Source organism: Massilia oculi (genome assembly GCF_017582745.1).
Lineage (GTDB): Bacteria > Pseudomonadota > Gammaproteobacteria > Burkholderiales > Burkholderiaceae_D > Telluria > Telluria oculi_A.
In genome coordinates this window covers 83,919-96,383 of the sequence record NZ_JAFVIM010000001.1, presented here as the reverse complement: position 1 = coordinate 96,383, position 12,465 = coordinate 83,919, and the positions used below count along the sequence as shown (strand labels likewise).

10 protein-coding genes are annotated in these 12,465 nt (G+C 67.3%); 4 read left to right on the top strand and 6 right to left on the bottom strand.

All coding sequences use genetic code 11. The features are described 5' to 3' along the window. Window position 1: 1 nt before the first annotated feature. The 6 genes from crtY to J3U95_RS00415 all read right to left on the bottom strand — a co-directional run bounded on the left by crtY (window position 2) and on the right by J3U95_RS00415 (window position 6,675). On the bottom strand, window positions 2–1,186 hold the full coding sequence (gene crtY, locus J3U95_RS00440; protein ID WP_208276754.1) for a lycopene beta-cyclase CrtY: 1,185 nt from the start codon (window positions 1,184–1,186) through the stop codon (window positions 2–4). After that, a complete protein-coding gene (locus J3U95_RS00435) occupies window positions 1,179–2,489 on the bottom strand; it encodes a glycosyltransferase (RefSeq protein ID WP_208276753.1) in 1,311 nt (436 codons plus the stop codon). The genes crtY and J3U95_RS00435 overlap by 8 nt, the downstream gene beginning before the upstream one ends. Before the next feature lie 14 nt (window positions 2,490–2,503). After that, window positions 2,504–3,505, bottom strand: a complete 1,002-nt coding sequence (locus J3U95_RS00430; RefSeq protein WP_208276752.1) for a polyprenyl synthetase family protein — start codon at window positions 3,503–3,505, stop codon at window positions 2,504–2,506. Between the two features lie 198 nt (window positions 3,506–3,703). Beyond that, complete coding sequence (locus tag J3U95_RS00425) at window positions 3,704–4,612, bottom strand: LysR family transcriptional regulator (RefSeq protein ID WP_208276751.1); 909 nt, start codon at window positions 4,610–4,612, stop codon at window positions 3,704–3,706. A gap of 15 nt (window positions 4,613–4,627) precedes the next feature. After that, a complete protein-coding gene (locus J3U95_RS00420; protein ID WP_208276750.1) occupies window positions 4,628–5,545 on the bottom strand; it encodes a pseudouridine-5'-phosphate glycosidase in 918 nt (305 codons plus the stop codon). 14 nt (window positions 5,546–5,559) lie between these two features. Then, window positions 5,560–6,675, bottom strand: coding sequence for a carbohydrate kinase (locus J3U95_RS00415; RefSeq protein WP_208276749.1), 1,116 nt, complete (start codon window positions 6,673–6,675; stop codon window positions 5,560–5,562). Window positions 6,676–6,962: 287 nt separating this feature from the next. Between J3U95_RS00415 and xapA the strand changes: the two genes are divergently transcribed. The 4 genes from xapA to J3U95_RS00395 are packed head-to-tail and all read left to right on the top strand — an operon-like array spanning window position 6,963 to window position 12,372. Continuing rightward, a complete protein-coding gene (gene xapA / locus J3U95_RS00410) occupies window positions 6,963–7,805 on the top strand; it encodes a xanthosine phosphorylase (protein ID WP_208276748.1) in 843 nt (280 codons plus the stop codon). 27 nt (window positions 7,806–7,832) lie between these two features. Continuing rightward, on the top strand, window positions 7,833–9,026 hold the full coding sequence (locus J3U95_RS00405) for a phosphopentomutase (protein WP_208276747.1): 1,194 nt from the start codon (window positions 7,833–7,835) through the stop codon (window positions 9,024–9,026). After that, window positions 9,023–9,979 (top strand): deoxyribose-phosphate aldolase, encoded by a 957-nt coding sequence (gene deoC, locus J3U95_RS00400; RefSeq protein ID WP_208276746.1) that lies wholly within the window; start codon window positions 9,023–9,025, stop codon window positions 9,977–9,979. The genes J3U95_RS00405 and deoC overlap by 4 nt, the downstream gene beginning before the upstream one ends. A 14-nt stretch (window positions 9,980–9,993) precedes the next feature. Continuing rightward, window positions 9,994–12,372 (top strand): aldehyde dehydrogenase family protein, encoded by a 2,379-nt coding sequence (locus tag J3U95_RS00395; protein ID WP_370662033.1) that lies wholly within the window; start codon window positions 9,994–9,996, stop codon window positions 12,370–12,372. Window positions 12,373–12,465: the final 93 nt, after the last annotated feature.

Sequence of the window (12,465 nt, the reverse complement as noted above, 5' to 3'; positions counted from 1 at the left end):
TTCATTCTGCGGTCCTGATCTGATAGGGATGGGTCTTGCGTACGGCGTCAAAGGCTTCCATGACGGGCACCGGCGGCTTGCCGGTCAACAGGCGGGCCTTGTCGCCCAGGGTCGGGCGGCCGGCATAGAAGCGCGCGATCAAGGGCGCGGGCAGGCCATAGAAACGCTGCATCACGCGCCAGCGGTGATCGGGACTACCGGCCAAAAACAGCATGCGGTTGAGCATGCGGAAGAAGCGTTGTTCGTCCCAGGCTTGCCGCGCCTGTTCGCGAATGGCGGCGAACAGCGTCGGGGCCGACAGCTCGGGCAGGGCGGCAATGCGTTCGGCCAGCTGCACTGCGTGCGGCAGCGAGTAGCCAGTGGTCGGATGGAACAGTCCGGCGCGCAGGCCGACGCTGGGTTGGCCCTGCAACTCGTCCCAGAAGCGGTCGAAGTCGCCCGCCAGCACGATCGGCAGCGAGCCTTGCTCTTCGCGCAGCATGTCGCGCACGCGCCATCCGCGCGCGGCCACATAGGCGGCGATGTTGGCGCGCAGGCGCTCCGGTTCCCAGGCGGCGCTGTCGACGTAATGGGTGTCCTCGACCAGCACGCGGTCGGGCCCGAAGGGCAGCAGGTAGACGAAGCGGTAGCCGCCCTGCTGGGCCACGCTGGCGTCCATGATCACGGGCGCCGTCAAGCCGTGGGCGGCGTCGAGCCGCAGTTCCTGCCCGAGGAAGGTCTGGTAGCCGAGCGCGAGGTGGCTGCTGGCGCGCATGCCGCGGCCGTCGATGACGGCGCGCGCGCGCAGGGTTTCGCCATCGGCCAGCCGCACGCTGGTGGGGGTCACGTCGTCGATCCAGACCCCGCTGCGCAGCGCCGCGCCAAGGGCCGGTTCGACGACGTGGGCCAGGTCGAGAGCGGCGATGCTGGCGTAGCCGCCCGCCACAGTGCGGGCGAGGTCGGGAAACACCACGTCGTAGCGCGGCCAGCGGTGCGTGACCAGCGGCGCGATCCAGCGCCGCTGCCCGGCATCGAGATCGCTGTCGTGGAACGACCAGGTATGGTTGCCGCCCAGGCGCTTGCCCTGTTCGAGCACCAGGATGCGTAGCTCGGGACGCTCGCTGCGCAGGCGCCACGCGATCAGGCTGTTGGCCAGGCCGCCGCCGGCCAGGATCAGGTCGTAGTCGACCTTGTAGCGTTCATCCATGGCTGGCCAGGCGTCGAGATGCGGGGGCCAATCCGATCGCGGCCTCGATGACGTCGGCCGCGCGCGGCGCGCCGCCGGCCTGCCGGATCTGGTCGGCCAGCGGCGCCATGCGCTCCTTGAAGACCGGCTCGTCCAGCAGGCGGCGCAGCTTGCTTGAGAGCTCGCCGACGCTGGCGAAGCGCGGCGAGGCGCGCAGGCCGACGCCGGCATATTCGACACGGGCGGCGGCGCCCGGATGGTCGAATGCGATCGGCAGCGCCAGGATCGGCGTGCGGGTGGCGATGGCTTCCATCACGGTATTGGCGCCGGCATGCGAGATGACGGCGTCGGCGCGCGCCAGCACGGCCAGCTGAGGCACATAGGTGCGCACGCGGGTGTCGCCGATGCGTTCGAGCGCGCGTGCCTGCGAGTCGTCCAGGCCGCCGCAATGGGCGACCAGCAGCTGCGCGTCCTGGCGCGCGCAGGCTTGCGCGATGCGCTTGAACAGGCCGAAGCGCTGGCTGACCAGGGTGCCGAGCGAGGCGTAGACGAAGGGGCGCGTGCTCGATGCGGGCGGCAGCAGCGCGGCCAGTTCGGCCGGCGTGTGCGCCGACGCCGCGGCCCCGCTGTGCAGCGGACCGACGTGATGAAAATGCGGCGGCAGCGCGCGCCGTGGAAAATCGAAGCCCGGCACGACCTGGCCGACCTGGGCGAGCGGCGACAGGCATTCGTGCAGTTTTGCGCGCGGACTCAATCCGAGCTGCCGGGCTGCGGCGGAGATGGCCCGTTCGTGCGGCCGCATCATCCAGTCGTAGACCATGGTGCTGCCTTCGACGATCTTGAAGGCGCGCTCGCTGTCTTCATACATGAAGGGCATGACGGGCAGCGGGATGCCCGGCTCGCGGTTGACCGGCAGGGCGCAGGCGACCGAGACGAAGGGCATGCCGATACCCTCGGCCACCAGGCCGCCGGCCGCTTCCATCTGGTCGGCAATGAGAAAGTCCACCTGCAGCCGGCGCAGCGCGTCCGGCAGTTCGCGGCACAGCATCGTGGTGCTGGCCGCCATGTCGAGGATCACGCGGCGCAGGCCCAGCGGCGAGCCTGGATTGGCCACGCGCGCGAGCATCGCCGGCAGCGAGCCGGCCGGGTGCGAGTCCATGCCGACGGCGTGGAAGCCGATCCGTTCGTCCTTCACGTAGGCGGCGGCATCCGGCCGATGCACGAAGGTGACGCGGTGCCCGCGGGCGCTTAGCTCGCGCGCGAGCACCGTCAGCGTATTGAAGTGGCTGTAGAGCGCCGGGGCCACGACCGCGAAATGCGCCATGCGAACCGCCAGCCTCAGGAGAGGCGCAGTTCGGCCAGGTGCGCGCCCGGACGCAGCTCGCGCGCCTTGGCCAGCTCGGGCGCGAAGCGCTTGCCCTTGGCTTCCTTCGCGAACAGCGCGCCGACGAAGCGGCGCGTGCGGCCGTGGGCGCCGACGGCGGCGCCGAGGCAGCGGTCGGCTTCGACCAGGCAGGCCGCCAGGCGGCGCTGGGCTTCGTCGCGGCCCAGCGTGTTGATCAGGGTGGCCTTGCCGACGTCCTTGCCGGTGTCCTTGCCGGTGACGGCGCTGTCGTTGCCGGCGCCGTCGAGGAAGTCGTCCTTGATCTGGAAGGCCTGGCCGGCCGCCAGCGCGAAGGCGCGAAGCTGCTGCGCGACGTCGTCGCCCGCATGGCAGACGATGCAGGCCATGTCGACCGCCACGCCCAGCAGCAGGCCGGTCTTCAGTTCGTTGGTGGTGGCGATCGCCTCGGGCGAACGCGCGCCGCCGTGCAGGTCTTCGAACTGGCCGCGCACCAGGCCCTGGTCGCCGACCGTCTGCGCCAGCGTCGCGACCAGGCGCGCGCGGGTGGCGGGAGCGATGTCCTGGGCCTGCGACAGCACGCCGAAGGCGCGGCTGAGCAGGGCCACCGAGGCGAGGATGGCAACGTCTTCGCCGTACTGGATGTGGATCGCGGGCTTGCCGCGGCGCAGGCTGGCGTCGTCCATGCAGGGCAGGTCGTCGAGGATCAGCGAGGCGGCGTGCACCAGTTCGACCGCGCAGGCGACATCGATCAGCGCCTTCGATGTGCAGCCGAGGTCGCGCGCGACCAGCATCAGCAGCAGGGGACGCATGCGCTTGCCGGCGCTGAGCGCGGAGGCGCGCATGGCCTTGGTCAACTGGTCGAGCGGACCGCTGGCGGCCAGCAGTTCGTCGATGCGACGATCAATGGCGAGACGCAGCTCGGCTACTTCGTCGACAGGCGCGCCATCGAACTGTTCCAGGCGGAGCCCGTCGTAGCGCGGTGTGGCTGTCTTCATGCGGGCTCCCTGGGAAAGTTAATGAACTTGATAACCATCATACCGGAGGCGATGTTAAAGATTAGTCAATCAGCCTCAATCGTGCGGCGGGTTTTTGCTTAAAAACCGTGCAATAAAATGCGTTGGAGAAATGGTTGGCGGGACAAATGCGGTTCGACCCACGCAGGGTGGGTCGAATCACGAAAAATCCAGGTCGGTTCAGGCCGGTTGTTCATCCGGGAACAGGATCTTAAGGAAGGCGCGCACGACCGGCGCATCGTCCTGCGCCGGGTAGCTGATATACAGGTTGGCAGACGGCGCGTGGGCGTGGATCGGCAGGAAGCGCACGCCCGGCCAGCCGATGCGGCTGGTGGTCTCCGGCATCAGGGCCACGCCCAGGCCGGCGCCGACCATGGCCAGCAGGGTCTGCGGCTCGGCCGCTTCCTGGAAGATGGTCGGCTGGAAGCCGGCGTTGACGCAGCACCCGATCAGGTAGCGCGGCTCGGCCGACTGGTCCAGGTGAAGGGTCAGCATGGGTTCGCCCGCGATCTCGGGCAGGGCGATGGAATCGCGCTCGGCCAGCGGATGGCGGGCATTGACCGCCACGCAGAACTGCTCCCTGAAACACAGCTCCTGGCGCAGGTTGGCCTGCTTGAGCACGTCCTGCTCGATGCGCGGCTCGCGCCAGAAGCCGACGTCGATCTGCTTGCTGCGCAGCGCTTCCCACTGGTCGTTCGGACCCAGCTCGTGGATGGTCCAGGTCACGCGCGGAAACTGGCTCTGGAACTGCTCCAGCAGTCCGGGGATCGGGCCCCACATCGCCGAGCCGACGATGCCGACCCGCAGCCGCCCGACCTCGCCGCGGTCGATCTGGCGGATCGTGTCGATGGTCATGCGCATCTTGCCCAGCAGCTCGGCCGCCTCGACCATCAGCGCGCGGCCGGCCACGGTCAGCTCGAAGCTGCGCGTGGTGCGGGTGAACAGCTTCACCCCCAGTTCGCTCTCGAGCTTCATGATCTGCTGCGACAGCGGCGGCTGCGAGATGTGCAGGCGCTCGGCGGCGCGGCTGAAGCTTTTTTCTTCGGCCACCGCCAGGAAGTACTTGAGCTGTTTGAGGTCGATCGACATGGCGGCCCGGTCTGGTCAGGCAGCCTTGTGGTTCAGCGCCACGGCCAGGCGCGCGCCGACCAGGGCGTTGTGCTTGACCAGCGCGATATTGGTGGCCAGGCTGCGCCCGCCCGTCAGCTCCTTGATGCGGGCCAGCAGGAAGGGCGTGACCTGCTTGCCGGTCACGGCCTGCTGCTGCGCTTCTTGCAGGGCCTGGTGGATGATGGCGTCGATCTCGTCGGGCGCCATCGCCGATTCCGCCGGCACAGGATTGCTGACCACCACGCCGCCCTTCAGGCCGAGCTGCCACTTGGTGCGGATGAAGGCAGCCTGCTCCTCGGGCGAGTCGAGCTGGAAGTCGGCCTTGAAGCCGCTGTCGCGCGTGAAGAAGGCGGGGAAGCCCGGCTGGCCGACGGCCAGCACCGGCACGCCGTGGGTCTCGAGGTATTCGAGCGTCAGGCCGATGTCGAGGATCGATTTCACGCCGGCGCACACCACGGCCACGCTGGTCCGGGCGAGTTCCTGCAGGTCGGCCGAGATGTCGAAGCTGGTTTCGGCGCCGCGGTGCACGCCGCCGATGCCGCCGGTGACGAAGACCTCGATGCCGGCCAGTTCGGCGCAGATCATGGTGGCGGCGACGGTGGTCGCGCCCAGGCGGGCCTGCGCCAGCACGTAGGGCAGGTCGCGGCGGCTGACCTTGATGGCGTCGGGCGAGGAGCCCAGCGTCTCGAGCTGATCTTCCGAGAGGCCGACGCAGATCTTGCCGCCAATGATGGCGATGGTGGCCGGCACGGCGCCGGCGTCGCGGATGACCTGCTCGACTTCGCGCGCGGTGTGCACGTTCTGCGGGTAGGGCATGCCGTGCGAGATGATGGTCGATTCGAGGGCGACGATCGGCTTGCCGGCGGTGCGGGCGGCCGCCACTTCGGGCGAAAACAGGAGGAAGGAATGCATGGTCAAATCTCTATTCAGTCGGTGACGATGTCCTGGGCCGGGGTGTCGAACAGCCCCGGCGCCAGTTGCGGGCAGACGGTCTGCGCGCAGGCGATGGTCATGGCGGCAAGTATCTGGCCGCGGCGGCAGGCCAGTTCCAGGTCCAGCTCGGGCTGGCCGCTGTACAGGGTCCAGCAGACGGCGGCGGCGAAGGCGTCGCCGGCGCCGGTGACGTCGACCACGTTCGCCGCATCGACGGCCTGGCCCTCGAGCAGCCCGATGCCGGTGGCGGTCGTGAACAAGACGCCCAGCGAGCCGCGCGTGACGATCACGTCCCGGACGCCATCGCGTCGCAATTCGGCGCAGGCCGCGGAGATATCCTCGTCGGTCGCCAGCGGGCGGCCGACGCGCGCCGCCAGCTCGCCCACATTCAGGATCAACAGGCGCAGGCCGGTGAGGTCGCGCGGCAGGCGGTCGATCTTCGGTTCCGAGACGGCGACGACCACCATCGGCACGCCGTCGCGCCGGCTGCCTTCCAGCAGGGTGGCGACTGCTTCGCGCGGCAGGTTCAGGTCGGCGACGATCAGGGCGGCGCCGGCGCGCTGCTGTTCGCGGGTGGACAGGAAATCGGGCGTGAGCGACTCGTTGATCTCCATGTCGGCCAGCGCCACGCGCATGTCGCCGTCCTCGTCGAGCACCGCGGTATAGGTGCCGCTGGCGGCGCCGTCCACGCGCAGCGCGCCGCGGGTATCGATGCCGGTTTCGTCGGCGTAGGAGAGCAGGGCGCGGCCGGACGAATCGCCGCCGACCGCCGTGACCAGCGCCGTGGGGACGCCCAGGCGCGCCAGGTTCTCGGCGATGTTGCGCGCGACGCCGCCGAAGGATTCGGTCTGGCGCGCGGGGTTCGAGGTATTCAGTGCCAGCTTGCCGAGCGTGCGCAACTTGCGGTCAAGATTGGCCGCGCCGACGCACAGGATCGGCCGATGGTCGGGCAGCACATAGGCGCGGCCGAGGATGCGGCGCTCGCGCACCAGGGTGGCGATGTAGTTAGCGACCGCGGAGCGCGACAGGCCAAGATGGCCGGCCAGGTCTTGCTGCGAGATGAAGGGATTGGAACGGATCAGCTCGTATAACTGTTCTTTTTTCGGCATCGCGTTCGACTACGCCGTCAGGCGCTCAGGACAATTGTTTTATTATGCTAGACAATTGTTTAGAGCCTGTCAACGGATCTTTCCTCCAGTGTAAGCAGCTCTGTGGCGCTTCGTGCAATTTATCTATAAAAGATATAAATCGGGAAGAAAAAGTGTATTTGCCATACATATCGCCAATCATGCATAGTTATAATATCTAGTTGTCCAAACACGCTGCACTCGCGCGCGCTGGGCATCTGCCTCTCTCATCCGCGACCCCACATCACCCGTTTTCATCAAGGAATATCATGTCCAGCAATACCCCATTCGAAGCCGCCGACATCATCCGCGCCCGCAAGCCGGGTTTCGCCCCGCGTGTGGCGCTGATCCTCGGTTCCGGACTGGGTGTGCTGGCCGAACAACTGGTCGACGCGGTGTCGATCAGCTATGCCGACCTGCCGGGCTTTCCGATCTCCACCGTGCACGGCCACGCCGGCGAACTGGTGCTGGGCACCCTGGCTGGCGTGCCGGTTGCCTGCATGAAGGGCCGCGGCCACTTCTACGAAGGCTACGGTCCTGGCGTGATGACCTCGGCCATCCGCACCCTGAAGCAGATCGGCTGCGAACTGCTGTTCGTCACCAATGCCGCCGGCTCGCTGCGCGTCGAAGCCGATGCCGGCAGCCTGGTCGCGATCACCGACCACATCAACTTCCTGCCGGGCAGCCCGATGGCCGGCCCGAACGACGAACGCTTCGGCCCGCGCTTCTTCAGCATGTCGAATGCCTATGACGCCCAAACCCGCGAGCAGGTGAAGGCCGTCGCCGCGGAGAAGGGCATCGTCCTGCACGAAGGCGTGTACCTGGCCGCCGCCGGTCCGCACTTCGAGACCGTCGCCGAAATCCGCGCCTTTAAAACGCTGGGCGCCGATGTCGTGGGCATGTCGCTGATCCCGGAAGTGATCGCCGCGCGCCACTGCGGCCTGAAGGTCGCCGCCGTCTCGGCCATCACCAACCTGGCAGAAGGCCTGTCGCCGTTCGCGCTGTCGCACGAGCAGACGCTGAAGTACGCGGCGGTCGCGGCCAAGGACATGGTCACCCTGATCCACGCTTACATCGAACGCCTGGGCTCGACCCCGCGCGCCGACGCATAAATCATTTGAATAGGAAGAGCGAAGACCATGTCACGCGCATTCATCCTCCTGCTTGATTCCTTCGGCCTGGGCGCACTGCCCGACGCCGACAAATACGGCGACGCGGGCGCCAACACCTTCGGCCACATCGCCGAATGGGCTGCGAAAGAAGGCAAGCCGATGTCGCTGCCGAACCTCGAGAAACTGGGCCTCGCGGCCGCTGCGCACAAGGCGAGCGGCGAATGGGCGCCCGGCTTCGACCAGCGCGACGGTTTCACTGGCGCCTGGGGCGTCGCGCGCGAACAGTCGACCGGCAAGGACACGCAGAGCGGCCACTGGGAAATCGCCGGCGTGCCGGTGCTGTTCGACTGGGGTTACTTCCCAAAGACGGTGCCGTCGTTCCCGAAAGAGCTGACTGACAAGCTGCAGGAATTGACCGGCGTGCCGGGCTGGCTGGGCAACTGCCACGCCTCGGGCACCACCGTCATCAACGAGCTGGGCGACGAGCACGTCGCCACCGGCAAGCCGATCCTGTATACCTCGGCCGACTCGGTGCTGCAGATCGCGGCGCACGAAGAACACTTCGGCCTCGAGCGCCTGTATCAAGTGTGCGAAGCCGCCTATGAGCTGGTCAAGCCCTACAATATCGGCCGCGTGATCGCGCGTCCTTTCGTGGGCGCCAACGGCGACTACAAGCGCACGTCGAACCGCCACGACTACGCCGTGCCGCCGATCGCGCCGACCCTGCTCGACCACGTCAAGGACGCGGGCGGCGAGATGATCGCCCTCGGCAAGATCAGCGACATCTTCGCGGCGCAAGGTGTCACGCGCCTGGTCAAGGGTCCGGACAATATGGCGCTGTTCGACCGTCTGCTGGAAGTGGCCGATGAGGCGGGCGACAAATCGCTCACTTTCGTCAACTTCGTCGACTTCGACATGCACTTCGGCCACCGTCGCGACGTCGCCGGCTACTCGAACGCGCTGCATGAGCTGGACGCCCGCCTGCCGGAATTCATGGCCAAGCTGAAGGATGGCGACCTGGTCGTGATCACCGCCGACCACGGCTGCGACCCGACCGCGCCCGGCTCCGACCACACCCGCGAGCACATCCCGATGATCTTCTTCGGCCCGAACGTCAAGGCGCAGGAATTGCCGACCGCCGACACCTTCTCGAGCATCGGCGCCACCCTGGCCAAACACCTCGGCGTCAAACCACTTTCGAACGGAACCGCACTGCTATGACCCAGCCCCTGGATCTCAAACGTAATGCCGGCATGGCGCTGGACCTGGGCCTGGTCAACGGCGTCAAGGTCAACCGCAATGCGGCCGACCGCCGCGCCGCCAGCCTGGCGAACCGCCGCACGGTCAAGAAGGAATACCAGGCCGCCTGGCTGGTGCGCGCGATCGAATGCATCGACCTGACCACCCTCGGCGGCGACGACACCCCGGGCCGCGTCGAGCGCCTGTGCATGAAGGCGATGCGCCCGCTGCGCGCCGACCTGATGCAAGCCCTGGGCCTCGAGACCTTGAGCACCGGTGCGGTCTGCGTGTACCACGAGATGATCACCCCAGCCGTCAAGGTGCTGAACGGCCGCCTGCCGATCGCCGCCGTGTCGACCGCGTTCCCGGCCGGCCTGTCGAGCATGGAAACCAAGGTGCGCGAGATCGAGCTGTCGGTGGCCGCCGGCGCGACCGAGATCGATATCGTCATCACCCGCCAGCACGTGTTGACCGGTAACTGGCAAGCGCTGTACGACGAGATGGTGGCCTACCGCCAGGCTTGTGGCGAAGCGCACGTCAAGGCGATCCTGGCCACCGGCGACCTGGTGACCCTGGAAAACGTGGCGAAGGCTTCGTGGGTCTGCATGATGGCCGGCGCCGACTTCATCAAGACCTCGACCGGCAAGGAAGGCGTCAACGCCACCATCCCGGTATCGCTGGTGATGGTGCGCGCGATCCGCGACTACTACGAATTGACCGGCTTCCAGGTCGGCTACAAGCCGGCCGGCGGCGTGTCGAGCGCCAAGGCGGCGCTGCAATACCTGACCGTGATGAAGGAAGAACTGGGCAACGACTGGCTGCAGCCGCACCTGTTCCGCATCGGTGCTTCCAGCCTGCTGACCGACATCGAGCGCCAGCTGGAGCACTATGTGACCGGGAACTACTCGGCCGCCCATCGCCACGCGCAACCTTAATTCCGGACTTCGTCATGCCAACAATCAAAGAGATTCTTAACACCATGGATTACGGTCCTGCACCAGAGAGTACCAAGGAAGCGCTCGCGTGGCTGGACCAGCATGGCCGCCGTTTCGGGCTGTTCATCGACAACGCCTGGTCGGACGCCGCCGAGACCTTCGCCACCAACAACCCAGCCGACGGCAGCGAGCTGGCGCAGGTGACGCAAGCGACGCAAGACGACGTCGAACGCGCCGTCGCCGCCGCACGCCGCGCCCAGCCGGGCTGGGTCGCGCTGGGCGGCCATGGCCGCGCGAAGATCATGTACGCCTTGTCGCGCCTGCTGCAAAAGCACGCGCGCCTGTTCGCGGTGCTCGAAACATTGGACAACGGCAAGACCATTCGCGAAACCCGCGACGCCGACCTGCCGCTGGCTGCGCGCCACTTCTACCATCACGCCGGCTGGGCCTCGCTGCAATCGGAAGAATTTCTAGAGTACCGCGCCGTGGGCGTGGTGGGCCAGATCGTGCCGTGGAACTTCCCGCTGCTGATGCTGGCGTGGAAGATCGCGCCGGCGCTGGCCGCCGGTAACACGGTGGTGTTCAAGCCGGCCGAGTACACGCCGCTGACTGCCTTGCTGTTCGCCGAGATCTGCCAGCGCGCCGGCGTGCCGGCCGGCGTCGTCAATATCGTGACCGGCGACGGCCGCGTGGGCGAGGCCATCGTGAATCATCCTGGCATCGACAAGATCGCTTTCACCGGCTCGACCGAAGTCGGTCGCCTGATCCGCAAGGCCACCGCCGGTAGCGGCAAGAAGCTGTCGCTGGAGCTGGGCGGCAAGTCGCCATTCATCGTGTTCGACGACGCCGACCTGGATGCGGCGGTCGAAGGCCTGGTCGATTCGATCTGGTTCAACCAGGGGCAGGTGTGCTGCGCCGGTTCGCGCCTGCTGGTGCAGGAATCGGTCTACGAGCGCTTCATCGGCAAGGTCAAGGCGCGCATGCAGAACCTGCGCGTCGGTTCGCCGCTCGATAAATCGAACGATATCGGCGCGCTGGTCGATCCGGTGCAGCAGCAGCGCTTCCACGGTCTCGTGGAATCGGCGCGCGCCGAAGGTTGCGAAGTGTGGCAGCCGAACGTGGAACTGGCCGCGACCGGCTCGTGGTATCTGCCGACCCTGATCACGGGCGCCTCGACCTCGGCCGCCGTGGCCCAGGCCGAGATCTTCGGACCGGTGCTGGTGGCGATGAGCTTCCGCACCCCGGCCGAGGCGGTGCAATTGGCCAACAACACCGTGTACGGCCTGGCGGCCTGCGTGTGGAGCGAGTCGATCAGCCTGGCGCTGGACGTGGTCCCGCAGATCAAGGCCGGCGTGGTGTGGATCAACACCGCGAACCAGTTCGATGCCGCTTGCGGCTTCGGCGGCTACAAGGAATCGGGTTATGGCCGCGAAGGCGGCAAAGAGGGCATGTACGAGTACCTGACGCCGCTGGCGGAAGATGCGCGTCCATCGGCGCCGCTCGTGGCCGAGAAGGCGAAAGCCAAGCCGGTGCAGGAAGACAGCCCGTTCGCGGTCGATCGCACCGCCAAGCTGTACATCGGCGGCAAGCAGGCCCGCCCCGACGGCGCCTACAGCCGCGCGATCAATGGCGCCAACGGCGACTTCCTGGCGGACATTGGCGAAGGCAGCCGCAAGGACATCCGCAACGCCGTGGAAGCGGCGCACAAGGCGGCCGGCTGGACCAAGGCGACCGCGCACAACCGCGCGCAGGTGCTCTATTACATCGCGGAGAACCTGGCGATCCGCGCCGACGAATTCGCCCAGCGCATCGCGCAGCAGACCGGTTCGAAGGATGCGGCGCGCGAAGTGGCGGCCTCGATCGAGCGCCTGTTCTACTGGGCGGCGTGGGCCGACAAGTACGACGGCGCGGCGCACCAGCCGCCGATGCACGGCATCACCGTGGCGCTGAACGAAGCGGTCGGCGTGATCGGCATCGTGTGCCCGAACGAGAACCCGCTGCTGGGCTTCATCTCGCTGGTGGCGCCGGCGCTGGCGCTGGGCAACCGAGTGGTGGTGGTGCCGTCGGAGCAGCATCCGTTGTCCGCGATTGATCTTTACCAGGTGCTGGATACCTCGGACCTGCCGGGCGGCGCGCTGAACATCGTTACCGGGTCAAGCGACGAGCTGGCGCGTACGCTGGCGACGCATGGCGATATCGATGCGGTGTGGCGTCATGATGGTTCGGCTGAAGGCTGCGCCGAGGTCGAGCGTCTGTCGGCCGAATCGCTCAAGCGCACCTGGACCGGCGGCGCGAAGGGCCGCGACTGGTTCGATCCGAAGCAGGCTTGCGGCCGCACGGTGCTGCAGCATGCGAGCCAGGTCAAGAATGTCTGGATTCCGTACGGCGTGTAATTAGCCCAGGACTCCAAACCCTGTCATTCCCGCGCAGGCGGGAATCCAAGTTGTTCGCTCTGTGCTAGCGTAATTGGATTCCCGCCTCCGCGG